This is a genomic window from Salinibacterium sp. NYA9b, assembly GCF_976973725.1.
Window position 1 is genome coordinate 1113604 of sequence record NZ_OZ333476.1, and the last position, 25437, is coordinate 1139040.

The window sequence follows — 25437 nt, forward strand, 5'->3', positions numbered from 1 at the left end:
CGAACTATGTCGAACCAGCCCGTGCTCACGGTCGAGCACCTTGCCCTCACGATCGGGGGAGCCGTCATCATCGATGACGTGTCTCTCTCGATCGCCCAGGGTGAGATGCTCGGCGTGATCGGCCCGAATGGGGCCGGAAAAACGACGCTCTTCAACCTCATCTCGGGAGTGATGACTCCGACAACGGGAACAGTCACCCTCGAGGGGCGCGATGTCACGAATCAGACCATTGATGCGCGGGCCCGGGCTGGGCTCGGCAGAACCTTTCAAACATCCAGCCTCTTCCCGGCGCTCAGTGCGCTGGAGAACGTGCGTCTCGCCGCTCAAGTGAAACTGGGCGGTGCCACCTCGGTGCTTCGCTTCCCGCGCTCGCACGACAAAGCGACCACAATTGCTCGAGCTCGCCTCGACGAGGTCGGGCTCAGCCACCACGCCGCTACGGAGGCGGGGGTGCTCTCCCACGGTGACAAGCGCAAGCTCGAAATCGCCATGTTGCTGGCCACCGATCCCAGCGTCATCCTGCTCGACGAGCCGATGGCCGGTGTTGCTTCTGGCGACGTTGCCGGGCTCACCGAAGTTATTCGCCAGGTTCACCAGTCGGGTCGCACCGTGCTGATGGTCGAACATCACATGGATGTCGTCCTTGGCCTGGTCGACCGGGTGGCAGTGATGCACCATGGCAGTTTGCTCGCGTGTGACACCCCGGATGCCGTCATGGCAGACGAAGCGGTGCAGAAGGCCTATTTGGGGGCTCCACTATGACCGAATCGATTCTGACGGTTGCTGGTTTGAACGCCAACATTGAGGGTCAGCAAGTTGTCGAGGATGTGAGCTTTGAGATGCTCCCCGTCGGTGTGACGGCGCTTCTCGGCCGCAATGGTGTCGGTAAGACGAGCACTCTGCGAGCGATCATGGGCCTCATCGAGCGCTCGGGTGACGTGACAATTGCGGGGGAGCGTGTTGATCGCGAACCGACTCACCGCATCGTGCAGCGGGGTGTTGGTTATGTTCCCGAAGACCGCGAAGTTTTTGCCTCGCTCACCGTGAACGAAAACCTTCGGCTGGCAGAGCGCGATTCCACGCCGAACCGCCAGCTCATTGAAGAACTTTTTCCGGACCTCATTGCGCGGGCCGGTCAGCTTGCCGGCACCCTCTCGGGTGGTCAACAGCAGATGGTGTCACTGGCACGAGCGCTCGTGAACGACAACCGAGTGCTGCTCGTCGATGAACCGACCAAGGGCCTCGCCCCGCTCATCGTGATGGATGTCGCGAAAGCACTCGAGCGTGCCGCTCAAACCGTGCCGGTGCTCCTGGTCGAACAAAACTTGCAGGTCGTGCGGATGCTCGCCGAGAAGGCCATCGTGCTCGAAGGCGGTCGCGTGGTTTACGACGGCAGCGCCGAAGAACTCTTGGGCAACGAAGCCCTCACGAAAGAATTGTTGGGGGTCGCGTGAGCACCATAATTCTCCTGCTCATCACAGGACTCGGCCTCGGTGCGCTCTACTTCTTGGTCGCATCCGGTCTCTCGCTGATTTACGGCCTCATGGGCGTGCTGAACTTTGCGCACGGCTCGTTCCTGACTCTCGGTGCCTTCGCTGGCTGGGAGCTATCGAGACGGATGGGCGGCGAAAGCTGGGGCACCCTCATCGCCTCGATGCTGCTCGGAATGGTCGTCGGCGCTGCTGTTGCTGCCGCGACGGAGTTTCTGCTCATCCGACGCCTCTACAACCGGCATATCGAGCAAGTGCTCGTGACGGTCGGATTGGCGCTCGCGACGGTTGCTCTGTTCGAGGGCATCTGGGGCACCGATCCGATCTACGTGACAGCACCCCCGTGGCTGTCGCAGACCACCGAAATTTTAGGGGCACGCGTTCCCAACGATCGCTTCTTGATGATCGGTGCGGCAGTCCTGGTACTGCTCGGAATCGTTGCGTTCCTGCGCTACACCCGCTTCGGCCTCATCATTCGGGCCGGTGTTGAGAATCGGTCCATGGTGACTGCACTCGGTATCGATGTGCGCAAGGCCTTCACGGTCGTGTTCGCGATCGGTGGCGCTGCCGCCGGTTTGGGCGGCGTCCTCGCCTCGCACTACTTCGGCTACGTTTCGCCCCAGCTCGGCGGATCGCTACTGATCTTTGCGTTCATCGTCACCGTGATCGGTGGTCTGGGCTCACTCGCTGGCGCCGCTATCGCGTCGGTGGTGGTCGCCGTCCTGCAGCAGTTTGCGAACTATTTCTGGGGTGGAACAGGTGACCTCATGGTCGTTCTCCTGCTCGCCGTCGTCTTGTTGGTGCGCCCAACCGGAATCTTGGGGAAGAAAGCATGAAGTCGCTCGCACACCTGAGTCAGCGCACCTGGTGGATCGTTGGTGGCGTTCTCGTCGTTGTAGCCGCCCTGCTGCCACTGCTCAACCTCTCGATCCCCGGCGTGCTGCCGGGCGCCACCTACACACCCGGCACGCTGCAACTGCTCGCGCTCGCTTTGCTCTTTGCATCGCTGGCGCTCAGTTACCACTTGCTGTTTGGCACTGCCGGGATGCTGTCCTTCGGCCACGCGCTGTACTTCGCTCTCGGGGCCTATGGTCTCGGCATCGTGCTGCAGCAGACCGAGTTGACGCTGATTCCCGCTCTCGGTCTCACTCTCGCGGTTGTCATTGCCGCCGCGTATCTTCTGGGCTCGCTGAGCCTTCGAGTCACGGGGATTTCCTTTGCAATGGTCACGCTCGCTTTCGCTCAAGCCGGCAACGTGCTTGTGCGACGCAACCCCGGCATCACGGGTGGCGAAGAAGGCCTGCGGCTCGACACCGAGCACATCCCTGATTTCTTCATCGGAGTGATCAACACCCGCAACCTGTACTGGCTCTCACTCGCACTGCTCGTCGTCGTGTTCGTGATTGTCGCGTGGTTCGAAAACTCTCGTGCCGGTCATGCAGTGACGGCAACCCGCGAAAACGAGCTGCGCGTGCGAGTGCTTGGCCTTCGCCCCTTCGGCGTGAAGCTCATGGCGTTTGTCATCGCCTCCGTGTTGGCCTCGCTCGTGGGGATGGTGCACTTGCTGCTGCAGAGCGGCACAACACCGCGGGCAACCTCGGCCGACTTCACGCTCACGATCCTCGTGATTGTGGTGCTCGGAGGTGTCGGCTCGCGCTGGGGTGCGATCGTTGGTGGCATCATCTACACGCTGCTTGACCAGCGGCTCACAGCGCTCGCAAGTTCGGATGCCATCGATGGGCTTCCCGCGATTTTGCGCATTCCTCTCTCCGAACCGCTCTTTATCCTCGGCACCCTGTTTATCCTTGTGGTGTTGTTCCTTCCCGGAGGAATCGCCGGTGCGGTGCAGCGCCTCTCCACAGGCACCTCTGCCACGCCGTCAGAGCGCAAGCTGCTTGAGGAGGCGGAATGACCCAGTCTGAAGGGCTCCACACGCTAGGGCGGTGGACCGCTGACCGCGCGCTCGCCACCCCAGACCGTGTTGCTGTCGATGACCGCGGCGTCGTACTGACCTACCGCCAATTGGATGACCGTGCCACGGCGCTCGCCGAAGCCTTCCTCGATGGCGGCTACGGTGTCGGCGATCGCATCGCCACCATCACGGGCAATAGCTCGGACCACGTTGTCGTGTTCTTCGCCTGCGCCAAAGCAGGACTCGTGCTCGTGCCGCTCTCGTGGCGACTGTCGCCGCGAGAGATCGCCCAGCAACTGGAACAGGCAGACCCCGCACTGCTGCTCGTTGAGGACGAATTTGCAACCCTGGCCACTCTCGCCACTGATCGTCTTATCGTGCCGATTGCTCGCGGCATCCTCGGCACTCACGGTATTGAACGCGACATGGTCGCCCCGCTCCAGCACGCGAGCGGCGAGCCCGTGCGTCGCCCCGTGCGCGACGACGATGCGCTGCTCATCATCTTCACCTCGGGAACGCTCGACCAGGCCAAGGGCGCGATCCTTACTCACGCCAATTGCTTCTGGACCAACCTCTCGCTCTCGCGCACCGCCGAGATCACGAGCGCCGACACCGTGCTCGCGGTCATGCCGCAGTACCACGTCGGTGGTTGGAACATTCAGCCGCTGCTGGCCTGGTGGATGGGCGCGACCGTCGTGCTCGAGCGCACCTTTGATCCGGCCCGCGTGCTGCAGCTCATCGCCGACCGTCGCATCACCACGATGATGGGCGTGCCTGCGAACTACTTGATCTTGTCGCAGCATCCGCGCTTCGCCTCCAGCGACCTCTCGAGCCTCGAACACGCCATTGTCGGGGGAGCGCCGATGCCCGAACCGCTCTTGCGGGTCTGGCACAGCCGCGGCGTCGCTCTCACACAGGGCTACGGCCTCACCGAAGCGGCACCCAACGTGTTGTGCCTGCCCGATGAAGAAGCACGCACCCGCATCGGCTCAGCGGGCAAGCCCTACCCTCACGTGGATGTCGACATCGCCGACCCCGTCACGGGGGAACGCATCGAGGGCGCAGGCCAGGGCGAGTTGCTCGTGCACGGGCCCGGAGTCTTCAGCGGCTACTTTCGTTCTCCCGAAGCCACCGCGCTTGCTCTGCGTGATGGTTGGCTGGCAACCGGCGATCTCGTCAGTCGTGACGCGGAAGGCTACTATCGCGTTCTCGACCGCCTCAAAGACATCTTCATCACCGGGGGAGAGTCCGTAGCGCCCGCCGAGATCGAAGGGGTGCTCTTCGGGCATCCGGCAATCGCCGACGTCGCTGTCGTTGGGGTTCCCGACGAGACGTGGGGCGAAGTCGCTATCGCCTGGGTTGTCGTGCGATCAGGAGCATCGACCGACGAGACCGACGTTCTTGAGTTTGCGCGGGCAAGTCTCGCCAAGTTCAAAGTTCCCAAACGGGTCATCTTCGTTGACCGTATTCCTCGGTCATCCAGCGACAAAGTTCGCCGCCGGGTGCTGCTGGAGCAATGGACAGAACAGCCCTTACAACACGGACGGATCAGTTCATGAGCACACCCCTTACCGCTCGCGGCACTCGCACTAAGACGAAACTGATCGAGGCTGCCGAAACAATCTTTGCCCGCTATGGCTACACGGATGCCTCTGTCGTGCGCATTACGGAAGAGGCCGGCGTAGGCCAGGGCACTTTCTATCTCTACTTCGCGAGCAAGCTCGAAATCTTCGAAGAGCTCGTTGAGGATCTCAACCGCCGCGTTCGTCGTGCCATGAGCGAAGCGTCGGGGGCGGCATCCAACCGCATCGAATCAGAACGTGCTGGATTCAGGGCCTTCTTTGAATTCACCGCCGAACACCCCGCCCTTTACCGTGTCGTGCGCGAGGCCGAATTTGTGTCGCCCAAGTCGCTGCGCCTGCACTATTCCCGCATCGTCGACGGCTACATCGAGGGCCTCAAAGAAGCTCAACTGCTCGGCGAAATCGGTGACATCGACCCGACGGTCGCCGCGTGGGCCCTCATGGGAATCGGCGAAATGATCGGGATGCGCTGGGTGCTGTGGGGCGATTCGCCCGACGCCGGCCACGATGCTGACCCGACCGCGAGCGGCACCTCGCGCGTGCCCGATGAAGTTCTCGATCAAATGATTACGTTTATCCGCCGCGCTTTGGCTGTGCCAGAGCCGCGCACCGAAGGAGTCGAGAAATGACCGATCTCACGGGCCGTCGAGCCCTCGTCACCGGCGGAGCGAGCGGAATCGGTGCCGCGTGCACCGAATCCCTTGCTCGCGCGGGAGCCCACGTCATTGTGGCGGACCTCAATGGTGATGCCGCGAAAGCTCAAGCCGACCGCATTGGCGGTGAAGTCTGGGAAGTCGATCTCACAGACACTGCGGCGCTCGCCGATCTCACTCTCGATGTGGATGTCATCGTCAACAACGCAGGAATCCAACACGTCAGTCCCATCGAGAGCTTCGATCCGGTGATGTTTAGCCGCATCCTTGACCTCATGGTCAAGGCACCGTTCTTGCTCGTTCGGGCTGCTCTGCCGAAGATGTACGAGCGTGAATTCGGCCGCATCATCAACATCAGTTCGGTGCACGGCCTCCGTGCCTCGCCGTACAAGTCGGCGTATGTCACCGCGAAGCACGGGCTTGAGGGCTTCTCCAAGGTCACAGCGCTCGAAGGTGGCGCCCACGGTGTCACGAGTAATTGCGTCAACCCCGGCTACGTGCGAACCCCGCTGGTCGAAAAGCAGATTGCCGATCAGGCGACAGTGCACGGCATCCCCGAGTCTGAAGTTGTCGAGAAAGTCATGCTCACCGAGAGCGCGATCAAGCGACTCCTCGAACCGAGTGAGGTCGCCGATCTCGTGCTCTGGCTCGCAGGGGACACGGCCGGAATGGTCACAGGTGCCTCGTACACGATGGATGGCGGCTGGAGCGCACGATGACCGAGCAACACACCACCATCACGTGCACGGTCGACGGCGGCGAGCTCGCCGCAGCAGTGTGGGAGCCCGAGTCGGAACCGCGCGGCACCATCCTGCTCATCCACGGCATTACGGCCTCCCACATGTCGTGGCCGCTCGTGGCCGCAGCTTTTCTCGACTACCGGGTGATCGCTCCTGACCTGCGGGGGCGTGGCGCCAGCCGTGATCTTCCCGCCCCGTTCGGGATGCCGCAGCACGCCAAGGACATGAACGCGCTGTTGGCTGCAACCGGCACTGCGTCCGCGCTCGTCGTCGGGCATTCGATGGGTGCTTTCGTCGCGGCAACCTTGGCGGCGCAGTCCCCGGAGCGTGTCTCCAGCCTCCTCTTGATTGATGGCGGTTTGCCGATTCCGGCACCGGAGGGTGTGTCGATGGAAGACCTGCCGCAGGTGATTCTGGGGCCGGCTGTTGATCGGCTGTCGATGACATTCGCCGATCGCGAGAGTTACCAAGACTTCTGGCGAGTGCATCCGGCGTTTGCCGATAATTTCACTGAGGCCATCCGCGACTATGTCGACTATGACTTGGTGGGAACCGCCCCCGAGTTGCACCCGGCGAGCAACCTAGCGGCAGTGAGTTTCGATGCCCTGCAGCTGAGCGGCGACACCGACTATCTCGCAGGGCTTCAGGGGCTCACGATGCCGGTGCACTTCATCCGGGCACCGCGGGGTCTTCTCAATCAGGTTCCGGCGTTGTATTCTCCGGAACAGTGCGACCACTGGCGGTCGGAGCTTCCTCACGTGACATTTCATGAGGCGCCAGGGGTCAATCACTACACGATTACTTTGACGCCGCGCGGTGCAGACCGTGTTGCGGGCGTCATGACTGAAATATTGGCGAATCAACCGCGGGAGGTCCGAGCGTGAGCATCGATAAGACAGTGGGGTCGGCGGCCGAAGCAATCGCTGATATTCCCAGCGGGGCATCTCTGGCCGTTGGCGGATTTGGCCTGTGCGGAAATCCGATGGTGCTCATTCAGGCGTTGCTTGAGCTGGGGTCAGATGACCTCAGCATCGTCAGCAATAACTGTGGTGTGGATGATTGGGGGCTCGGCGTTCTGCTGGCTGCCCGCCGCATCCGCAAGATGACATCGTCGTATGTCGGGGAAAATAAGGAGTTCGAGCGCCAGTTTTTAACGGGCGAGCTTGAAGTCGAGTTGACTCCCCAGGGCACTCTTGCCGAAAAGCTTCGTGCTGGCGGGTCGGGTATTGGTGCGTTCTTCACTCAGACGGGTGTGGGCACGCAGGTTGCCGAGGGCGGCCTGCCGCGTCGGTACGACGGTTCGGGCGGCATCGCGATTGCCTCGCCTCAAAAAGAGGTGCGCTCGTTCGATGTCCACGGCATCGCGAAAGATTTTGTGCTCGAAGAAGCGATCACGACCGACTTCTCACTCGTGCACGCGCTCAAGGGCGACCGTCACGGCAACCTCGTCTTCGCGAAGTCGGCCCGCAACTTCTCGCCCCTTGCCGCAATGGCGGGCCGCGTGTGCATCGCCCAGGTCGAAGAACTCGTCGAGCCAGGCGAGATAGAACCGGATGCCGTTCACCTGCCCGGCGTGTATGTCACGCGGATCATCGAGGTTGGCTCCGATGTCGAGAAACGGATCGAACGTCGCACAGTGCAGAAGGTGGTCGCATAATGGCTTTGACTCGCGAAGAAATGGCGGCGCGTGCCGCGCTCGAACTGGCCGACGGCTCCTATGTGAACCTCGGTATCGGCCTTCCGACCCTCGTGCCCAACTACGTTCCTGAGGGCCGCACGGTTGTGCTGCAGTCGGAGAACGGCATTTTGGGCGTTGGGCCATACCCGACCGAAGAGAACGTCGACCCCGACCTCATCAACGCGGGAAAGGAGACGGTCACGACCCTCCCGGGCACCGCCTTCTTTGACTCCGCTATGAGCTTCGGCATGATCCGCGGCGGCAAAATCGATGCGGCCATCCTCGGTGCCATGCAGGTGTCCGTTGCCGGCGATCTCGCCAATTGGATGATTCCCGGCAAGATGATCAAGGGCCCAGGCGGCGCCATGGACCTCGTACACGGCGCTGCGCGCGTCATCGTGCTCATGGAGCATGTCGCCAAAGATGGCAGCCCCAAGATCGTGAACGAATGCTCCCTGCCGCTCACGGGCCGGAGTGTCGTGCACCGCATCATCACCGATCTTGCGGTGATCGATGTGACCGACCGTGGTCTCGTTCTTCGCGAACTCGCTCCCGGCGTTGACGAAGCAACCGTCCGCGCCGCCACCGAACCCGAGCTCATCGTCGAGCTCGCCTCCTAAACAATTTCGCCACTACCCGTAGTTCCACTCACCAAAGGACACACCATGGCTACCCTTCTCGACGGCATCGTTCAGCACAGCGTCACCACACCGCGCATTGTCGCGTCGGTTCTCGAGCGCCCATCCGACAGCGCAACTTCGACGGTGGTGTTCGTGCACGGAAACGTCTCGTCGTCGCTGTTCTGGCAGCCGACGATGCTCGCGCTCGATAGCAGTGTTCGCGCGGTGGCGATTGACCTGCGCGGCTTCGGTGACAGCGAAACTCTTCCCGTGGATGCCACCCGCGGCGTTCGCGACTTTTCCGACGACATCGCAGCCGTGCTCGACGCGCTCAGCATCGAGCGTGCGAGCTTTGTCGGCTGGAGCATGGGCGGCGGAGTCGTCATGCAGTTCATGCTCGACCACGCTGACCGTGTCGACACCGTCTCGTTCGTTTCACCGGTCTCGCCCTATGGCTTTGGCGGAACGAAGGGGGCTAACGGCGAGCTCCTCAATCCGGAGTGCTCTGGCACGGGCGGCGGGGGAGCGAACCCCGACTTCGTCGCTCAATTGAACGCGGGCGATGCGGCCGACGATTCGCCGACATCCGCTCGCATGGTGTTCCGTACGGCCTATGTGGCGGATGCCGCAGCCCACACCGAGCACGAAGATCTGTGGGTCGAGTCGATGCTCACGACCGCCACCGGCGACGACAACTACCCTGGTGACTCGGTTGCTGTTGAGCCGTGGCCCGGCTTTGGTCCCGGCGGTCGCGGAGTGCTCAACACCATGACGCCCGACCACTTCAACGTCAGCGGCATTACCGAACTTGCCACCAAGCCGCGCATTTTGTGGGTGCGCGGCCTGCAAGACGCGATTGTGTCGGATGCCTCGGGGTTCGACCTGAACTTTTTGGGGCAGCTTGGCGTGATTCCCGGCTGGCCCGGCGCCGAGGTCGCTCCGCCGCAGCCGATGATCGAGCAGACCCGCGCCGTGTTCGACCAGTACCAGGCCAACGGTGGGCAATACACCGAGTTGGCGTGGGAGAACTGCGGCCACTCAGCACACCTGGAGCGCCCGCAGGAGTTCGTCGACGCACTGACTGCTCACCTCGGCGCGCGCTAGCGTTCCGCTGATGTTCAGGAGTCGGCTTTAGGATGGGTTAGTGCCAGCAATTAATCTCGGAATGCCGAAAGTCCCTGAAGTCCTCGCTCCCCGTCGCAAGACCCGGCAGATCAAGGTCGGTTCAGTAGGCGTCGGCAGCGAGTCACAAGTGAGCGTCCAGTCCATGACGACGACGCAGACCACCAACATTGACGCGACGCTGCAGCAGATTGCCGAACTCACGGCATCCGGTTGTGACATCGTGCGTGTTGCTGTGCCTCATCAGGATGACGCGGATGTTCTGCACATCATCGCGAAGAAAAGCCAGATTCCGGTTATTGCCGACATCCACTTCCAGCCGCGCTACGTGTTCTCGGCGATCGATGCCGGAGTAGGCGCCGTGCGCGTCAACCCGGGCAACATTCGCAAGTTCGACGACAAGGTTGGCGAGATTGCTAAGGCTGCCAAGGATGCGGGCACAAGTCTGCGCATTGGTATCAACGCCGGCTCTCTTGAGCCGAGCCTGCTCCAGAAGTACGGCAAGGCCACCGCAGAAGCGCTCGTGGAGAGCGCTGTCTGGGAGGCAAGCCTCTTCGAAGAGCACGACTTTCACGACTTCAAAATTTCGGTCAAGCACAATGACCCCATCGTCATGGTCAAGGCGTACCGCATGCTCGCAGAGCGCGGCGACTGGCCGCTGCACCTCGGTGTGACCGAGGCGGGCCCGGAGTTCCAGGGCACGATCAAGAGCGCTACGGCGTTCGGCATCCTGCTCTCGGAGGGCATCGGAGACACGATTCGTGTCTCGCTGTCGGCTCCTCCCGTGCAAGAGATCAAGGTAGGCCTGCAAATTTTGCAGTCGCTCAACCTACGTGAGCGCAAGCTTGAAATCGTCTCGTGCCCCTCGTGTGGTCGCGCGCAGGTCGATGTCTACAAGCTCGCGAACGATGTCACTGAGGGCCTCGAGGGCATGACGGTTCCTCTGCGCGTCGCCGTCATGGGTTGCGTAGTCAACGGACCGGGTGAAGCTCGCGAAGCTGACCTCGGTGTTGCCAGTGGTAACGGCAAGGGCCAGATCTTTGTGAAGGGTGAAGTCATCAAGACTGTTCCCGAAGCAGACATCGTGGCGACTTTGATCGAAGAGGCCAACCGCATCGCAGCAGAGATGCCTGCCGGTGCCACGGGAAGTCCGCAAGTTCTCACCCCGTAGGCGCACTACCATTGAGGCGTGTCTACACGTCTCTCTCAACTCTTTGTCCGCACGCTTCGCGAAGATCCCGTCGATGCTGAAGTAGCAAGCCACCGCCTTTTGGTGCGCGCCGGCTACATCCGTCGTCAGGCTCCCGGTGTTTTTGCGTGGTTGCCACTCGGGCTTAAAGTTCGCCGCAAGATCGAAGCGGTCATCCGTGAGGAACTCGAGTCGTTTGGTGCCCAAGAGGTGTTGTTCCCGGCTCTGCTGCCGCGCGAACCGTACGAGCTCACGGGCCGCTGGACTGAGTACGGTGACGGCATCTTCCGTCTTAAAGACCGCAAAGACGCCGACTACCTGTTGGCACCCACGCACGAAGAGGTCTTCACGCTGCTCGTGAAAGACCTGTACTCGAGCTACAAAGACTTGCCGCTCTCGCTGTACCAAATCCAGGACAAGTACCGCGATGAGGCCCGCCCCCGTGCCGGTCTGCTGCGTGGTCGCGAGTTCTCGATGAAAGACAGCTACTCCTTCGACTACACGGATGCTGGACTCGACGTCTCGTACCAGCAGCACCGCGACGCCTACGAGCGCATCTTCAACCGCTTGGGCCTCGAGTACGTTGTCGTGTCGGCGGATGCCGGTGCGATGGGTGGCTCCAAGAGCGAAGAGTTCCTGCACCCCACCCCCGTCGGCGAAGACACCTTCGTGCGCTCGGCTGGTGGCTACGCCGCCAACGTTGAGGCGTACCGCACGACTGTTCCCGAGGCATTGCCGATTGACGGCCTGCCCGCCCCGCTGGTTTTCGATTCGCCGAACACTCCCACGATCGACACTCTTGTTGCTCTCGCTAACGAAGAGCAGCCCCGCGACGATCGTCCTTGGACTGCAGCAGACACGCTCAAGAACATCGTTCTGGCTCTTACCTCGATCGATGGCACGCGCGAGCTCGTCGTCGTCGGTTTGCCCGGTGACCGCGACGTCGATATGAAGCGCGCCGAGGTTGCCTTCGCGCCCGCTGAGGTCGAACCTGCCACGGAAAAAGACTTCGCCGAACTGGCCAAGCGCGAGGGAAACCCCGGCTTCGTCAAGGGCTACATCGGTCCGTGGTCGCCCGAGGGTGCTGTCATCGGCGAGAAGTCGACGACGGGCGTGCGCTTCGTGCTCGACCCCCGCGTCGTTGATGGCACGCAGTGGATCACGGGTGCCAATCTCCACGAAAAGCACGTTCTCGGTCTCGTGGCCGGTCGTGACTTCATCTCTGATGGCACCGTTGAGGTGGCGGATGTCCGTGCCGGCGATCCTGCCCCTGACGGCAGCGGTCCCATTGAGACCGCTCGCGGCATGGAAATCGGTCACGTCTTCCAGCTCGGCCGCAAGTATGCCGAGGTGCTCGGACTGAAGGTTCTCGATGAGAACGGCAAGCTTGTCACCGTCACGATGGGGTCCTACGGAATCGGTGTCACCCGTTTGATGGCGGCCATCGCTGAGACCACGAATGACGGCAAGGGCCTGTTGTGGCCCAAGCAGATCAGCCCCTTCGACGTGCACATCGTTGCGGCAGGCAAGGATGCTGTCGTCTACGAGACCGCTGAAGGGCTTGTCAGCTCGCTCGAGCAGGCCGGCCTTGACGTGCTCTTCGATGATCGCCCGAAGGTCTCGCCCGGCGTGAAGTTCGGCGATGCTGAGCTCCTCGGTGTACCCATGATTGTGATTGTCGGTCGCGATGCCGCCAATGGAATGGTCGAAGTCTGGGATCGCGCGACGAACGAGCGAACGAGCACCCCTGTCGCCGACGTCGTCGCCGCACTCACCACATAAGCCAGCTAAACTAGCAAGTTCGGAGCCGCAGACGGTTCTGAGTCACAACCCCTAAATGAATATCGGAGGTCCTCAATGGATATCGACTTGAGCGTGCTGCGCATGATGGAGCGCGAGCGAGAGATACCGTTCGAAGAACTGGTGCAGATCATTGAGCAGGCGATTTTGAGCGCCTATCTCAAGCACGTTGAGGCTCCCGAAGGTAAGGCTGTAGAAGTACAGCCGACCGCTCGCGTTGTGCTCGACCGCAAAACCGGACACGTCAGTGTCTGGGTCCCTGAGTATGACGAAGAGGGTGCGGTTATTGGCGAGGCTGAAGACAGCCCCAGTGATTTCGGACGTATTGCAGCGTTCGCGGCAAAACAGGTCATCAACCAGCGCTTGCGCGACATTGGTGACGACAAGGTTCTTGGCGAGTTCAAGGGTCGCGAGGGAGACATCGTTGCCGGAGTGATCCAGCAGGGTCCCAACCCGCGCATGATCCACATCGACCTCGGCTCGGTGGAGGCAATCATGCCTCCCGAAGAGCAGGTCCCCAGCGAGGAATACACGCACGGATCACGCATCCGGGTGTACGTCACCGCAGTGAACAAGGGCGACAAGGGGCCGCAGATTACGGTCAGCCGTACCCACCCGTCGCTCGTTCGCAAGCTCTTCGCGCTTGAGGTTCCAGAAATTGCCAGCGGACTGGTAGAAATCACTTCTGTAGCCCGCGAGGCGGGCCACCGCACCAAGATGGCGGTTCGGGCAACCGAGACCGGCATCAACGCGAAGGGTTCGTGCATTGGCGAGCTCGGCCAGCGTGTGCGGGCAGTAACGGCGGAGCTCAACAACGAGAAAATCGACATCGTCGACTACTCCGAGAACCTGGCCACGTTTGTTGCTAATGCTCTCTCGCCCGCCAAGGTATCGAGCTCCTTCGTGATCGATGAGGCCACCAAGGCAGTGCGTGCCCTCGTGCCCGACTACCAACTGTCATTGGCGATTGGCAAGGAAGGGCAAAACGCCCGACTGGCTGCCAAGCTCACCGGCGCGCGCATCGACATCCAGCCCGACTCGATTCTCGACGACTAATAGTCGTTCGCCTGGCTCTCCCCTCAGCGCAGTGTGCTGAGGGGAGAGCCAGTAGCGTTCCATCTCCGCGTGCGCTCAGTGTCGGGCGCGGGGGAGTGCGGGATTGCAGAGTAGGGGTATCATGGAAGCAGTAAGAACGTGTATTGGCTGTCGCGCGAGCGCCAGCAGATCCTCGTTACTGAGGGTTATCGCATCTCACGGTGCGGTTGTGGCCGACCATTCGGCCACACTTCCGGGTCGCGGTGCGTGGCTTCATCCCACAACCACGTGTTTTGAGTCTGCAATCAAACGCAGAGCTTTTGCACGTGCGTTGAAGGTGGAACCACCGCTAGATACCGGAGCACTTCTTTCAGTGTTAGCTGAATATGAGGCGGGACATCAACCGATGTCCCCTAACGAACAGGCTGATTGACCTATGGACAACTAATGAGCGGCTCGAAATGAGTTCCGTCCGTAATTAGTGGTCTGCCCCTGTCTGGGAGCAGACCCAGACAGGAGAAAAGTGGCTGCAAAACCACGCGTACACGAAGTCGCCGCCGAAGCTGGCGTCGATAGCAAGGCTGCTCTAGCGAAGCTCAAAGAAATGGGCGAATTCGTTAAGGGCCCGTCATCGAGCATTGAGCCCCCCGTCGCACGACGGTTGAAGGCTGCACTCGAAGCTGACGCAGCGAAAGCACCGGCAGAGCCGGAGAAGCCCAAGGCTGCTCCCAAGGCCGCGCCGAAGGCTGCCGCTAAAGCGACACCGAAGCCCAAAACTCCGATGCCAAGCGCGCCGACCCCAGCACCTGTTGCTGAGGAAGCACCCGCAGCAGCACCGGAGCCCGAGCACGCTGCTGAACCAGAAGAAGGCGCGGCTCCCGCTCCTCTGACGGTTGCCGAGCGTCAAGCTCAGGCACTGGCTGCTGAAAAGGCACTGGCCGCAGAAAAGGCTTCTGCCGAGTCTGGTGCAAAGCCCGAGGGCGGCGCAGCAGATGCTCCCAACCCTTCCTCTGTTCCTCGTCCGGGTACTCCCCGTCCGGGAAACAACCCTTTCGCCTCCAATCAAGGCATGGGGCGTCCCGCACCTGCCGGTGGCGCAAGCTCGATTCCTCGTCCCGGCGCTCCGCGTCCGGGCTTGCCTCGTCCTGGCGCTCCGCGTCCGGGTGCACCTCGTCCCGGTTCGCCGCGCCCAGGTTCACCTCGTCCCGGTGCACCTCGTCCGGGTGGACCCGGTCAGGGTCAGCGCCCCGGTGGCTTCGGTCAGCGTCCAGGCGGTCCTGCTGGAGCAGGAGCCGGCGCACGCCCAGGTGGAGCTGGTGGCGGATTCCGTCCCGGTGGAGCACCAGGAAACAACTTTGGGCCTAACCGTCCACCAGCCGGCGGTCGCGGTCGCGGTCCCGGCGGAGGCACCGCAGGTGCTTTCGGTCGCGGTGGCGGCAAGAGCAAGGCACGCAAGTCCAAGCGGGCGAAGCGGGCAGAGTTCGAACTGAGAGAAGCACCGTCGCTTGGTGGCGTTAGCGTCCCCCGCGGAAACGGCAAGGAAGTTATTCGCCTTCGCCGTGGTGCATCGATCACCGACTTTGCCGACAAGATCGACACGAGCCCCGGAAACCTCGTCACCGTGCTGTTCCACTTGGGACAGATGGCGACAGCGACCGAGTCTCTCGACGAGGCAACGTTCGACATCCTCGGTGAAGAACTTGGCTTCAAGATCGAAATGGTCTCGCCAGAAGAAGAAGACCGCGAGTTGTTGCTCGGCTTCGACATGGACCTCTCTCAAGAACTCGAAGACGAATCAGACGACGAACTCGTCATCCGTCCTCCCGTTGTTACCGTCATGGGTCACGTCGACCACGGTAAGACCAAGCTGCTTGACGCCATCCGTAACGCCAACGTTGTTGCTGGCGAAGCCGGCGGCATCACGCAGCACATTGGTGCTTACCAGGTCGTCAAGGAGCACGACGGTATCGAACGTCCGATCACCTTCATTGACACCCCGGGTCACGAAGCGTTCACCGCTATGCGTGCTCGTGGTGCTCAGGTCACCGACGTTGCCATCCTCGTGGTTGCAGCAGACGACGGAATCATGCCCCAGACGGTTGAAGCACTCAACCACGCTCAGGCAGCAAACGTTCCGATCGTTGTCGCGATCAACAAGATCGATAAAGAGGGTGCAAACCCGGCCAAGGTGCGCCAGCAGCTCACCGAATTCGGCCTCGTTGCAGAAGAGTACGGCGGAGACACCATGTTCATGGATGTCTCGGCGCTCAACAAGGTCGGTATCACCGAGCTTCTTGACGCAGTGCTCCTGACAGCGGATGCCGGACTCGACCTGCGCGCAAACCCCAACAAGGACGCTCGTGGTGTCGCGATTGAAGCCAAGCTCGACAAGGGTCGCGGTGCTGTTGCTACCGTGCTCATCCAGTCGGGAACACTTGAAATCGGAGACCCCATCGTTGCGGGTACCGCTTACGGTCGCGTTCGTGCCATGTTCGACGAGAATGGTGGATCGGTTACTCACGCGGAGCCTTCGCGCCCCGTTGCCGTACTCGGTCTGACTTCAGTACCCAAGGCCGGCGACGTGTTCTTGGTTACCGACGACGACCGCATGGCCCGCCAGATCGCTGAAAAGCGCGAAGCAGCAGAGCGCAACGCAATGCTCGCTCGTAGCCGCAAGCGCATCAGCCTCGAGGACTTCACGAAGGCCCTCGAAGACGGCAAGGTCGAATCGCTCAACCTCATCATCAAGGGTGACGTATCGGGTGCTGTTGAAGCCCTCGAAGAGTCGCTGCTCAAGATTGATGTTGATGACTCGGTTCAGCTGCGCATCATCCACCGCGGTGTCGGTGCTGTTACCGAAAGCGACATCAACCTCGCCACGGTCGACAACGCCATCATCATTGGATTCAACGTTCGCCCCGACCCGAAGGCACGCGAGCGCGCCGTTCGCGAAGGTGTCGACGTGCGCTTCTACTCGGTCATCTACGCCGCACTTGAAGACGTTGAGAACTCGCTCAAGGGAATGCTCAAGCCTGAATTTGAAGAAGTTCAGTCGGGTGTTGCTGAGATCCGCGAGATCTTCCGTTCCTCCAAGGTCGGAAACATCGCTGGTGTCATCGTGCGTTCGGGAACGATCACGCGAAACGCCAAGGCACGAGTTATCCGCGAAGGTGTCGTCGTTGGCGACAACCTCGCGATCGACTCGCTGCGTCGCTTCAAGGATGACGTCACTGAAGTTCGTACCGACTACGAAGCCGGTATCGGACTTGGTAAGTTCAACGACATCCAAATCGGTGACGAGATCGAGACAATTGAAATGAAGGAAAAGCCGCGAGTCTAATCTCGCTGGCTTATGACGGCACCCAGGTCAGGAAGCGGAGCTACGCAGGCTCCGCAAGCTTCCTGACCTTGGTGCCGTCAACGCCTCGGTTATTCTCGAGGCAGCAAAAGTTATAGAAGGAGTAGAGATGGTTGACGCAGCTCGTGCCGCGAAAATGGCCGACCGTATCAAAGTGATCGTTGCCAAAACGCTTGAGCGCGGCATCCGAGACCCGCGCCTCGGCTTTGTCACCATCACTGACGTCCGGGTAACCGGCGACCTCCAGCATGCCTCGGTCTTCTACACGGTGTACGGCACCGACGAAGAACGCAGCGACAGCGCAGCGGCTCTCAAATCGGCCACCGGCCTCGTGCGCCGTGAAGTGGGCAAGAACATTACAGCCCGCCTGACGCCGTCTATCGAGTTCATTGCCGACGGAATCCCCGAGAACGCTGCCCTCATTGAGTCGCTCCTGACGGAAGCGCAGCAGCGCGACGCCTCAGTTGAAGTACTCAAGAAGACCGCACGCTACGCGGGGGACGAAGATCCTTACGTTAAGCCTCGCGATCTCGCCGCCGAAGAAGAAGCCGCAGGGTTTGACGACGACGAGGAAGACACCACCCACGCCTAGCGACTGCCGCGTGCCGGCAGAGCGGCTGATTCACGCCCGTTAGGGCAGCACGTAGCCCGAGTCCTCAGCGACGGCGAGTCCGTCTTTCAGGAGACCTGCTAGTGCGCGCTCACGCTGTTCGGCATCCGCCCACACCTGCGTGATTTCGTCTGCGGTGACCGGCACATCGCTGGCCCGAAGCTCGGCAAGGATCAGACCGCGCACTTGCCGGTCTGAGCCCTCAAACTTTTTCTGCACCACCTGCCGTTTGCCCTCATAGGCCGGGTAACCGGCAGCACGCCACGCGCACAGTTCGCGCACCGGGCATTGCTCGCATAGCGGTTTCTTGGCCGTGCACACGATCGCGCCCAGTTCCATGACGGCGGCATTTGTGAGTGGAGAGGCAGCCCGGTCATCCGGGAGCAGCTGCTCCATGGCTGCGAGGTCTCGTTTGTTCGAGGGCGGGCCGGCTTCGCCCTCGCCGTTGACGGCCCGGGCGATCACCCGCCGCACATTGGTGTCAACGACCGGATGATGGTGGCCGTAGGCGAACACGGCGACAGCGCGAGCCGTGTAGTCGCCGATCCCGGGCAGCGCCAGCAGGGTCGGCACATCCTCGGGAACCACGTTGTTGTGCTGCTCCGCGATGGCGGTTGCGGCGGCGTGCAGGTTGAGGGCACGGCGCGGGTACCCGAGGCGTTCCCACGCCCGAACAGCGTCGCCAGGGGCGGAAGCGGCGAGGGCGGCGGGCGATGGCCAGCGTTCGAGCCACTGTTCGAGCCGTGGGATCACGCGAACGACCGGGGTTTGCTGGAGCATGATCTCGCTCACGAGGATTCCCCACGCGCCGAAGCCGTCGTGTCGCCAGGGCAGATCGCGGCCATATTCGACGAACCAGTCACCGATGAGCCTGGCGAGTTCAGCGCGGTCGGCCGTCGTGGTTTCTGCGGTCACGGAGGTTTGTCGGTTTCGTCGGGGTCGTGGGGTGCGTTGTGTGGGGCTGTGGAGCGCTGGCTAACGCGTGGAGGGAGGCGTGGTGTCGAGCGCAGCGAATCGCGCGGCAACATCCTCCGTGGTCAGAAAATTGCCGGTCTCTTCGACGCCGTGAACAAGTTCGACCATCAGTGCGTTGAGGGGAGCGGCACGGTTCAGTTCGTCAGCGGCACGCACCACGGCACCGTTGAGGGCATCCACTTCACTGGGTTGACCGCGACGAATGCTCTGCAGCGTCGAGCCAGGATTGGGGGTGCGCCCCATTCGCCGGCTCATGAGCAGGGGGATGATCTGACCGAGCCACAGCGGTGACCGTGCCAGATTACGAAGGCGTCGGTGGGAGAGTCCCTGAAGCGTCTCGAAGCGGATGCCGGCGGCAAGGGCAGTGCGTGCTGTTTCGCGCATGCTCGCGGTCATTATCTGTCGCAGCAAGGGCTCTTCGATGACGTCTTGCACGCTACGGCCAGTAACCGCAGGAAGCGCATTGACTTGGTTGATGACGAGCTTTGTCCACTGCGCACCGCGAAAGTTGGACACAGCGAAGGTCGGCATGACCGCGTTGAGCGCGTTTGCGGCATAACGTGCTGGCACATCGTTGTCTCCGGCAACGCCCAAATAGCTCGGGCCGGCGGCGGTGACATAGATGGCGCCGGGGGAGAGGAACGAGGAGGCGAAGGTGGCGAGCCCGCCGATGATGTCTGACCGCGGCGAGGCGTAGGTGGCAACGTCGAGCGAGTCGAGGCCGTTTTGAAAGATGACAACGGGGAGGTCACGCAAAAAGCGAATGTTCTCGCGAATCGCTTCTTCGGCGTCGTGCGCTTTTGTGGCGACGATCACGAGCTCGTTGATGCGGCTGAGCGTGCCAGAGGCACGCACGCGAGAGACGCTGTCTCCCCACGCGCCGGTGAGGGTGAGGCCCGATTCGCGGATGGCGTGGAGGTGAGCTCCTCGTGCCGTCACTTCGACATCATTGCCAGCGCGCGCGAGCAACGCTGCTATTGCACCGCCGACGGCACCCGCCCCAATAACGCCGATTCGCATAGGGGAAGTCTAGGCGTACTGCGTGAACATTTTTCGTGACCGACGCAATGGAGCGCCGCACATCGACCGCGTCAGAATTGGCTAAAGTTGTGGGGCTGCCCATCCGGGGCACCCGTGCGGAAAGGAATGTCATGGCTAAGCCGCCGCGCAATCCGACGAGCGGGATTCTGTTCGTGGATAAGCCTCAAGGCATCACGAGCCATGGCGTGATCTCACGGGCCCGCAAATCAGTGGGCACCCGCAAGATCGGCCACGCCGGAACGCTTGACCCGATGGCCACCGGGCTCCTTGTGCTCGGCGTCAACAATGCGACTCGCCTGCTCACATATCTCGTCGGGCTCGACAAGCAGTACACCGCCACGATTCGTTTGGGGGCATCGTCAAACACTGACGACGCTGAGGGCGAACTCTCTGAGACCGCGGATGCCGCGGCTCTCGCTGCCGTCTCCGACGATGCCATCGCGCACTCCGTCACCAATCTCACTGGCGCTATCTCGCAGCGCCCCAGCTCCGTGAGCGCCATCAAGGTAGATGGTCGCCGCGCTTACACGTTGGCTCGCGCGGGCGAAGAGGTCGTGCTTGCTGAGCGAGCGGTCACGGTTTCTGCTTTCGAGGTGCTCGAGATTGCGCGCGGAGAGTTCATCGATGTGAAGGTTCGAGTGGATTGTTCCTCCGGCACCTACATCCGCGCTCTTGCTCGCGATATGGGGGAGGCGCTGGGAGTTGGCGGTCACCTGACGGTGCTGCGTCGCACTCGGGTTGGGCCGTTCTCCGTCGAGGAGGCGAGTGCTGTCGATGAGGACCTTGAAACGAAGCTCGTGGCGCCGGCCGTCGTGGCCCGAGTGCTCTTTGACACTGTTGAGCTCGATGATGAGCAGGCTGCTGATTTGGCGCAGGGCAAGCAAATTGCTTTGGAGCCCCAGGGCGAGGGGGCACTTGCGGCGCTCAACTCAGAGGGCCGCTTGGTCGGCCTCCTCGAAATTGTTGATGGTCGCGCCCGAATCCTCTCGAATTTTCGACCGGATGCCGAGCCAGCAGCGCCTGAGCTTCTGGTGCCGGGCGACGGCGAGTCCGCCTCTGAGGAAGGAACCCCGAACAATGGTTGAGTGGTTTGTGTGGGTTCAGATCGTTGTGGCGGTCACCGCAGGCCTTGGCGCCGTGATTGTCGGCTTCGCGCGAGTGAAGCCCAATGATTACACCTTGGGGGCAACGTTGCTGGTTGAGCTGTTGCTCATCGTCCAACTGGTCATGGCGATCATTGCGCCGTTGCTCGGGAATGTGGCGACGGGTAGTTCTCTAGAGTTCTGGATCTACTTGGTCTCGGCCATCCTGATCCCTCCCGCAGCGGTCATGTGGGGGCTTATCGAGCGCAACCGCTGGAGCACGGTGATCTTGGGGGTGGCGTGTTTGTCGATCGCCATCATGGTTTACCGCATGAGCCAAATCTGGTTTGTGCAATTGGCCTAGCCGAGAGCGCCTAAAGTTGAATGTGATGACTAGGAAAGCTTCTTCGACTGCCTCGGGCATCGGCCGAGTGCTGATCGCCGTTTATGCGGTGATGGCGCTGGGCGCTACCGCTCGGTCACTGTTTCAAATCGCTACAAAGTTCGATGAGGCGCCCGTGGCGTATCTGTTGTCTGGTCTTGCGGGGCTTGTCTACATCGTTGCCACTGTCGCGCTCATTCGCTCGGGTCGTGTCTGGTTCCGCGTCGCTGTGATCGCGATCGTGTTTGAACTTGTCGGAGTGATTACCGTCGGAATCCTCAGTCTCGTGGATGCCGTGTTGTTCCCGGCAGATACTGTCTGGTCTGCTTTCGGCGCCGGCTACCTCTTCGTGCCTCTCGCTCTTCCGGTGCTTGGCCTTATCTGGCTGTATCGGGTGCGTCGTGCTGAGGGGAGACGCTGACATGGATGTTTTCGATTCAATTGACGTTGTTCCCGCGACCTTTGGTCCGGTTGCCGTCACCATCGGCAAGTTTGATGGCGTGCACAGCGGGCACCGTGCGGTGTTGGCGCGGTTGCGCGCGGTTGCCGCCGAACGCGGTTTGCGCTCTGTTGTGGTGACGTTTGACCGCAATCCGATGAGCCTGTTGAACCCTGCAGCGTGCCCGCAACCCTTGCTGAGCAAGGAGCAGAAGCTGGAACGACTGGCCACGACCGACGTCGACGCCGCTCTTGTCTTGACCTTTGACCGTGCCCTCAGCGAAGTCTCGGCTGACGACTTTGTCGCGACGGTGCTCGCGGGGGCGCTCGATACCAAGGTTGTTCTCGTCGGGGCCGATTTCCGTTTCGGCGCTCGCGGCGCTGGCGATGTCGCCCTGCTTCGCACTCTGGGCAATAACCATGGTTTTGACGTCGTCGTCATCGATGACATTGCTCTTGAGGAAGGGCGTCGCGTCTCGTCAACCTTTGTGCGCGAGCTTCTCTCCGAGGGTCGCGTGGCCGAAGCGGGGCAATTGCTCACCGCCCCACACTCGGTGCGCGGCGTGGTGGTGCTCGGCCAGCAACGCGGACGAGAGCTCGGGTATCCGACCGCCAATTTGGGCCGAAATTCTGAGGGTTTCATTCCCGCTGATGGCGTGTATGCAGCCTGGCTTGTGGTTGACGGGGTTCGCTTTGCGTCCGCGGTTTCTATCGGCAATAACCCGACTTTTGATGGGGTGCCCGAGAAGCAGGTTGAAGCGCACGCGCTCGACCAAGATTTCGATATCTATGGCAAGCGTGTCGAAATCGAGTTTGTGGAATACGTTCGCGGCATGGTCAAGTACACGACAGTTGATGCTCTTATCGAGCAAATGTGCCTTGATGAGATTGCGGTGAGAGAAATCTTGGGCGTCTCGGCAAAAAAGACGCCCAAGAAATAGTTCTTGAGGGTTAGCCCTTGATGAGCTTGTTGAGGGGAACCTTGACGCCGTTCTTGAGGTTCTCCACGATGTCATCGGGCACATCGCCGATGATCGGCAGGTTGAGGTCTTTGGCCCAGTTCGCGACAGTCTCGAGGATCGTGTCGGTGTCGAGACCTTTGAGGGTCGGCTGGATGCCTTCCCAGATGGGCTCTAGAGCGTCAGTGTCAAGACCCTTGCCTTTGACGAGATCGCCGACGACGTCGCCGATGTCACCGAGATCGAATCCGCTGTTACCCATATTTATCTCCCTGAGATGCCAGCCGACACGAGTTGTCGGCGATACCCACCATCGTAGAGGTAGGGCTTTTCACGACGTAGACTCGTGCGAATGACTACCCCCACGCGCACCCTCTGGAGGGGGCGCATTCTTGCGCTTGCTGGCATCCTCTTCGTCGCTTTGAATGTGCGAACCGCGGTTGCCGCTATTTCGCCGATTATCGGCGTGATCGAAAACGATATTCCGATCTCGAGCCTGGGCCTAGGGGTGCTAGGGATGTTGCCGCCGATCGCTTTTGCGATCGCCGGAGTCGCGGCGCCAGCGCTCGCTCGCGCCCGCGGTCTTGACGCGGGACTGCTCATTGCGGCGGCGGCCATGGTGGCCGGTTCGAGCTTGCGTGCCGTCAGCGATAACTACATCGTGCTTGCGATTGGCAGTTTTGTCGCGCTTGCGGGAATGGGAATCGGCAACGTGCTGCTGCCTCCCGCTGTCAAAAAGTATTTCCCCGACCGTTTAGCGACGGTAACGGGCGGCTATGTCGTGCTCATCTCGCTTGGCGCCGCGATTCCGGCGTTCTTCGCAGCGCCGATCGCCGACGCCTCTGGCTGGCGTGTGTCCGTTGCGGTGTGGGCTGCTCTCGCGCTTACCGCGTTTGTCCCGTGGCTCGTACTGACGCTGCGGGGGCGCCACGCCAAGCGTCGGGCTGTGAACGACGAGAGTGTACTGCCGCTGACACCGCATATTTCGGTGTGGGCCGTCGCGAAGTCGCGAACGGCGTGGGCCATCACGATCGCCTTCGGAGTCTCATCGATCGCGTTCTACTCGTTCTTTGCGTGGTTGCCAGAGATTCTTATCGAGTCCGCTCAGTTCACCCCGGTCGAAGCAGGGGCAATGCTGTCTCTCTTTGGGCTCATCGGAATTCCGCTCGGCATCCTGAGCCCTATTCTTGCCAGCCGCGTACAGAACATCGGTGTTGTCATTGCCGGGGGAGTGTTTGCCGGCGTGATTGGCTTCACCGGTCTTGCGTTCGCCCCCACGGTCGCCACCTGGCTGTGGGTCGTGCTCGTTGGAATCAGTTCGATCCTGTTCCCGTTGTGCCTCGTGCTCATCAACCTGCGTACGAGAAGCCATGAAGGTTCGGCAGCCCTCAGCGGCTTCGTGCAGAGCGTTGCCTACTCAGTGGCGGCGCTTGGCCCGTTTGCTGTCGCTCTCGTGCGTGAGCTCAGCGGCGGCTGGGTTTGGCCCTTGATGTTCTTGCTCGTCACAAGTCTGCTCGCGCTTATCAGCGCTGTCATGCTCGCCCGCCCCAGTTTCGTCGAAGACGAGATCGACTTTCCGGCAGCGGCTCTCGACGATTAACCGGCGCGCGGCTAGTTGACTAGTCGCCGAGAGCTGACGTGCTCAGCCGTTCGGGGTGGTGCACGAGAGAGGCGGCGCCGATAAGGGGGCCATCGCTGGAGAGCCCGGACGCGACGACGCGCACCTTCGTAATGAACGGGAAGGGCGCTCGATCGGTGATCGCGTCCGCAACAAGATCGATGTAGTCGGCGGCAACGTGCGAGAAGCCGCCACCGATTGCGACGAGCTCAAGATCAACGAGTGCGGTGGCCGAGGCGATGCCGTGGCCAACGGCACGCGCCGAGCGGCGTACTGCGGCGATCGCAATGTCGTTTCCTGCGGCGTAGTCGGCAGACAGCTCTTCGCCGGTGGTGCCAGTCCAGCCCTGCGATTGTGCCCATTCAACGGTTTTGGGGCCAGCGGCGACTGCTTCGACGCAGCCTGTTCCGCCACAGCCGCAGATGACAGTTTCTCCGCCAACTTCGACGTGACCGAAATGGCCGCCGTTACCCGTGGGACCGTCGATGAGCTGGTTGTCGAGGATGAGCCCGCCGCCGACGCCGGTGGAGACGACCATGCCCATGAAGTACTTCACTCCCTGAGCGGCACCGATCCAGTGTTCTGCCAGTGCGATGCAGTTGCCATCGCCGCGCAGCGACACCGTGAGTCCTGGCAATTCTTCTTCGACAAGGGCGCGAACGCCGAAGTCACGCCACGCGGGCAAGTTCAAGGGGGAGACCTCACCGCGGGACACCGAGATGGGGCCAGCGCTGCCGATGCCAGCACCGAGCAGCTCCGCGCCATCCGGAAGCTCAGCGATTGACTGTCGCACGACCGTGCGCACGCTGTCAGCGAGCTGAGCGCTGGAGGAGGCGCGGCCCGTTGGCGCGCGAAAGCGGCTCGGGGTGAGAACGACGCCGTGGGGGTCGACGAGAGCGGCTTCGACTTTGGTTCCGCCAATATCAATGGCAAGGGCATAGCGATTCGATGTGGTGGTGGTCACGGCATCCACCTTATTGGGTTCGAGGGGTGGTCATGGTGCACCTGTGGACGTTCGTGTGGTGTTCAGCTTGGGGGTGTTTGCTGCTCGTGTGCGCACTCGCGTCGGCCACTTGCTGCTCATCTGAGCAAGTGGCCCCGCATATGTTGCAGCTCGGTGTCCGTGACTCTATCGTTGAAGCAGGAGGCAGC

At 61.7% G+C, this 25437-nt stretch carries 26 protein-coding genes; 22 read left to right on the forward strand and 4 right to left on the reverse strand.

Going from position 1 to position 25437, the window contains the following annotated elements; genetic code table 11:
* Nucleotides 1-6 precede the first annotated feature (6 nt).
* The 17 genes from ACWFSR_RS05245 to rbfA all read left to right on the forward strand — a co-directional run bounded on the left by ACWFSR_RS05245 (nucleotide 7) and on the right by rbfA (nucleotide 17772).
* Entirely contained in the window at nucleotides 7-762 is a 756-nt protein-coding gene (locus tag ACWFSR_RS05245) for an ABC transporter ATP-binding protein (RefSeq protein WP_197108891.1), read from the forward strand.
* Nucleotides 759-1454, forward strand: coding sequence for an ABC transporter ATP-binding protein (locus ACWFSR_RS05250; RefSeq protein ID WP_197108890.1), 696 nt, complete (start codon nucleotides 759-761; stop codon nucleotides 1452-1454). The genes ACWFSR_RS05245 and ACWFSR_RS05250 overlap by 4 nt, the downstream gene beginning before the upstream one ends.
* Nucleotides 1451-2326, forward strand: a complete 876-nt coding sequence (locus tag ACWFSR_RS05255) for a branched-chain amino acid ABC transporter permease (RefSeq protein WP_197108889.1) — start codon at nucleotides 1451-1453, stop codon at nucleotides 2324-2326. Before ACWFSR_RS05250 ends, ACWFSR_RS05255 begins: the two co-directional genes overlap by 4 nt.
* On the forward strand, nucleotides 2323-3402 hold the full coding sequence (locus tag ACWFSR_RS05260) for a branched-chain amino acid ABC transporter permease (RefSeq protein WP_197108887.1): 1080 nt from the start codon (nucleotides 2323-2325) through the stop codon (nucleotides 3400-3402). The genes ACWFSR_RS05255 and ACWFSR_RS05260 overlap by 4 nt, the downstream gene beginning before the upstream one ends.
* Nucleotides 3399-4961 carry a class I adenylate-forming enzyme family protein gene (locus ACWFSR_RS05265; RefSeq protein WP_197108886.1) on the forward strand — a complete coding sequence of 521 codons (1563 nt, stop codon included), beginning with the start codon at nucleotides 3399-3401 and terminating at the stop codon, nucleotides 4959-4961. Before ACWFSR_RS05260 ends, ACWFSR_RS05265 begins: the two co-directional genes overlap by 4 nt.
* Nucleotides 4958-5614, forward strand: a complete 657-nt coding sequence (locus tag ACWFSR_RS05270) for a TetR/AcrR family transcriptional regulator (RefSeq protein WP_197108884.1) — start codon at nucleotides 4958-4960, stop codon at nucleotides 5612-5614. The genes ACWFSR_RS05265 and ACWFSR_RS05270 overlap by 4 nt, the downstream gene beginning before the upstream one ends.
* Nucleotides 5611-6357, forward strand: coding sequence for a 3-hydroxybutyrate dehydrogenase (locus ACWFSR_RS05275; protein ID WP_197126501.1), 747 nt, complete (start codon nucleotides 5611-5613; stop codon nucleotides 6355-6357). The genes ACWFSR_RS05270 and ACWFSR_RS05275 overlap by 4 nt, the downstream gene beginning before the upstream one ends.
* A complete protein-coding gene (locus ACWFSR_RS05280) occupies nucleotides 6354-7262 on the forward strand; it encodes an alpha/beta fold hydrolase (protein WP_447523262.1) in 909 nt (302 codons plus the stop codon). Before ACWFSR_RS05275 ends, ACWFSR_RS05280 begins: the two co-directional genes overlap by 4 nt.
* Nucleotides 7259-8035, forward strand: coding sequence for a CoA transferase subunit A (locus ACWFSR_RS05285; RefSeq protein WP_197108879.1), 777 nt, complete (start codon nucleotides 7259-7261; stop codon nucleotides 8033-8035). Before ACWFSR_RS05280 ends, ACWFSR_RS05285 begins: the two co-directional genes overlap by 4 nt.
* Entirely contained in the window at nucleotides 8035-8676 is a 642-nt protein-coding gene (locus ACWFSR_RS05290) for a CoA transferase subunit B (protein ID WP_197108877.1), read from the forward strand. The genes ACWFSR_RS05285 and ACWFSR_RS05290 overlap by 1 nt, the downstream gene beginning before the upstream one ends.
* A gap of 45 nt (nucleotides 8677-8721) precedes the next feature.
* Nucleotides 8722-9780, forward strand: a complete 1059-nt coding sequence (locus ACWFSR_RS05295; RefSeq protein WP_447523263.1) for an alpha/beta fold hydrolase — start codon at nucleotides 8722-8724, stop codon at nucleotides 9778-9780.
* A gap of 40 nt (nucleotides 9781-9820) precedes the next feature.
* Nucleotides 9821-10969: a flavodoxin-dependent (E)-4-hydroxy-3-methylbut-2-enyl-diphosphate synthase gene (gene ispG / locus ACWFSR_RS05300; protein ID WP_197110642.1), complete on the forward strand. Its 1149-nt coding sequence runs from the start codon at nucleotides 9821-9823 to the stop codon at nucleotides 10967-10969.
* A gap of 18 nt (nucleotides 10970-10987) precedes the next feature.
* Entirely contained in the window at nucleotides 10988-12769 is a 1782-nt protein-coding gene (locus ACWFSR_RS05305; RefSeq protein WP_447523264.1) for a proline--tRNA ligase, read from the forward strand.
* 75 nt (nucleotides 12770-12844) lie between these two features.
* Entirely contained in the window at nucleotides 12845-13843 is a 999-nt protein-coding gene (gene nusA, locus ACWFSR_RS05310) for a transcription termination factor NusA (RefSeq protein WP_197108871.1), read from the forward strand.
* Nucleotides 13844-13964: 121 nt separating this feature from the next.
* Entirely contained in the window at nucleotides 13965-14255 is a 291-nt protein-coding gene (locus ACWFSR_RS05315; protein WP_197108869.1) for a YlxR family protein, read from the forward strand.
* Between the two features lie 90 nt (nucleotides 14256-14345).
* Nucleotides 14346-17162 carry a translation initiation factor IF-2 gene (gene infB, locus ACWFSR_RS05320; RefSeq protein WP_197108867.1) on the forward strand — a complete coding sequence of 939 codons (2817 nt, stop codon included), beginning with the start codon at nucleotides 14346-14348 and terminating at the stop codon, nucleotides 17160-17162.
* Between the two features lie 127 nt (nucleotides 17163-17289).
* The gene (rbfA, locus tag ACWFSR_RS05325) at nucleotides 17290-17772 is read left to right on the forward strand and encodes a 30S ribosome-binding factor RbfA (protein WP_447523265.1); all 483 of its coding nucleotides are present in this window, start codon (nucleotides 17290-17292) and stop codon (nucleotides 17770-17772) included.
* 39 nt (nucleotides 17773-17811) lie between these two features.
* Here rbfA and ACWFSR_RS05330 read toward each other — a convergent pair whose 3' ends face one another.
* Both ACWFSR_RS05330 and ACWFSR_RS05335 read right to left on the reverse strand, forming a co-directional pair.
* Complete coding sequence (locus ACWFSR_RS05330) at nucleotides 17812-18705, reverse strand: A/G-specific adenine glycosylase (RefSeq protein WP_447523266.1); 894 nt, start codon at nucleotides 18703-18705, stop codon at nucleotides 17812-17814.
* Between the two features lie 60 nt (nucleotides 18706-18765).
* Nucleotides 18766-19785, reverse strand: a complete 1020-nt coding sequence (locus ACWFSR_RS05335) for a ketopantoate reductase family protein (RefSeq protein ID WP_447523267.1) — start codon at nucleotides 19783-19785, stop codon at nucleotides 18766-18768.
* 131 nt (nucleotides 19786-19916) lie between these two features.
* Here ACWFSR_RS05335 and truB point away from each other — a divergent pair, with 131 nt between their 5' ends.
* From truB to ACWFSR_RS05355, 4 genes are read left to right on the forward strand one after another with little or no spacing between them, the layout of a single operon-like run.
* Entirely contained in the window at nucleotides 19917-20891 is a 975-nt protein-coding gene (gene truB / locus ACWFSR_RS05340) for a tRNA pseudouridine(55) synthase TruB (RefSeq protein ID WP_447523268.1), read from the forward strand.
* Nucleotides 20884-21252 (forward strand): hypothetical protein, encoded by a 369-nt coding sequence (locus ACWFSR_RS05345; RefSeq protein ID WP_197108852.1) that lies wholly within the window; start codon nucleotides 20884-20886, stop codon nucleotides 21250-21252. The genes truB and ACWFSR_RS05345 overlap by 8 nt, the downstream gene beginning before the upstream one ends.
* Nucleotides 21253-21277: 25 nt before the next feature.
* Nucleotides 21278-21691: a hypothetical protein gene (locus ACWFSR_RS05350; protein ID WP_197108850.1), complete on the forward strand. Its 414-nt coding sequence runs from the start codon at nucleotides 21278-21280 to the stop codon at nucleotides 21689-21691.
* 1 nt (nucleotide 21692) lies between these two features.
* Nucleotides 21693-22649, forward strand: coding sequence for a bifunctional riboflavin kinase/FAD synthetase (locus ACWFSR_RS05355; protein WP_447523269.1), 957 nt, complete (start codon nucleotides 21693-21695; stop codon nucleotides 22647-22649).
* 10 nt (nucleotides 22650-22659) lie between these two features.
* Here the strand turns inward: ACWFSR_RS05355 and ACWFSR_RS05360 are convergent, their stop codons facing one another.
* On the reverse strand, nucleotides 22660-22929 hold the full coding sequence (locus ACWFSR_RS05360; protein WP_197108846.1) for a hypothetical protein: 270 nt from the start codon (nucleotides 22927-22929) through the stop codon (nucleotides 22660-22662).
* Between the two features lie 90 nt (nucleotides 22930-23019).
* Between ACWFSR_RS05360 and ACWFSR_RS05365 the strand changes: the two genes are divergently transcribed.
* Complete coding sequence (locus tag ACWFSR_RS05365) at nucleotides 23020-24267, forward strand: MFS transporter (RefSeq protein WP_447523270.1); 1248 nt, start codon at nucleotides 23020-23022, stop codon at nucleotides 24265-24267.
* Between the two features lie 19 nt (nucleotides 24268-24286).
* On the opposite strand, the gene ACWFSR_RS05370 is transcribed toward ACWFSR_RS05365, so the two are convergent.
* Nucleotides 24287-25249: an ROK family protein gene (locus tag ACWFSR_RS05370; protein ID WP_197108842.1), complete on the reverse strand. Its 963-nt coding sequence runs from the start codon at nucleotides 25247-25249 to the stop codon at nucleotides 24287-24289.
* Nucleotides 25250-25437: the final 188 nt, after the last annotated feature.

Excerpts from the sequence above, each read along its gene's own strand:
- ACWFSR_RS05345 (WP_197108852.1), top strand. The coding sequence starts at position 20,884 with ATGGTTGAGTGGTTTGTGTGGGTTCAGATCGTTGTGGCGGTCACCGCA.
- rbfA (WP_447523265.1), top strand. The coding sequence starts at position 17,290 with ATGGTTGACGCAGCTCGTGCCGCGAAAATGGCCGACCGTATCAAAGTG.
- ACWFSR_RS05295 (WP_447523263.1), top strand. The coding sequence starts at position 8,722 with ATGGCTACCCTTCTCGACGGCATCGTTCAGCACAGCGTCACCACACCG.
- ACWFSR_RS05335 (WP_447523267.1), bottom strand. The coding sequence starts at position 19,785 with ATGCGAATCGGCGTTATTGGGGCGGGTGCCGTCGGCGGTGCAATAGCA.
- nusA (WP_197108871.1), top strand. The coding sequence starts at position 12,845 with ATGGATATCGACTTGAGCGTGCTGCGCATGATGGAGCGCGAGCGAGAG.
- ACWFSR_RS05360 (WP_197108846.1), bottom strand. The coding sequence starts at position 22,929 with ATGGGTAACAGCGGATTCGATCTCGGTGACATCGGCGACGTCGTCGGC.
- ACWFSR_RS05290 (WP_197108877.1), top strand. The coding sequence starts at position 8,035 with ATGGCTTTGACTCGCGAAGAAATGGCGGCGCGTGCCGCGCTCGAACTG.
- ACWFSR_RS05265 (WP_197108886.1), top strand. The coding sequence starts at position 3,399 with ATGACCCAGTCTGAAGGGCTCCACACGCTAGGGCGGTGGACCGCTGAC.
- ACWFSR_RS05250 (WP_197108890.1), top strand. The coding sequence starts at position 759 with ATGACCGAATCGATTCTGACGGTTGCTGGTTTGAACGCCAACATTGAG.
- truB (WP_447523268.1), top strand. The coding sequence starts at position 19,917 with ATGGCTAAGCCGCCGCGCAATCCGACGAGCGGGATTCTGTTCGTGGAT.
- ACWFSR_RS05270 (WP_197108884.1), top strand. The coding sequence starts at position 4,958 with ATGAGCACACCCCTTACCGCTCGCGGCACTCGCACTAAGACGAAACTG.
- ACWFSR_RS05315 (WP_197108869.1), top strand. The coding sequence starts at position 13,965 with ATGGAAGCAGTAAGAACGTGTATTGGCTGTCGCGCGAGCGCCAGCAGA.
- ACWFSR_RS05275 (WP_197126501.1), top strand. The coding sequence starts at position 5,611 with ATGACCGATCTCACGGGCCGTCGAGCCCTCGTCACCGGCGGAGCGAGC.
- ACWFSR_RS05350 (WP_197108850.1), top strand. The coding sequence starts at position 21,278 with ATGACTAGGAAAGCTTCTTCGACTGCCTCGGGCATCGGCCGAGTGCTG.
- ACWFSR_RS05365 (WP_447523270.1), top strand. The coding sequence starts at position 23,020 with ATGACTACCCCCACGCGCACCCTCTGGAGGGGGCGCATTCTTGCGCTT.
- ACWFSR_RS05245 (WP_197108891.1), top strand. The coding sequence starts at position 7 with ATGTCGAACCAGCCCGTGCTCACGGTCGAGCACCTTGCCCTCACGATC.
- ACWFSR_RS05355 (WP_447523269.1), top strand. The coding sequence starts at position 21,693 with ATGGATGTTTTCGATTCAATTGACGTTGTTCCCGCGACCTTTGGTCCG.
- ACWFSR_RS05260 (WP_197108887.1), top strand. The coding sequence starts at position 2,323 with ATGAAGTCGCTCGCACACCTGAGTCAGCGCACCTGGTGGATCGTTGGT.
- ACWFSR_RS05280 (WP_447523262.1), top strand. The coding sequence starts at position 6,354 with ATGACCGAGCAACACACCACCATCACGTGCACGGTCGACGGCGGCGAG.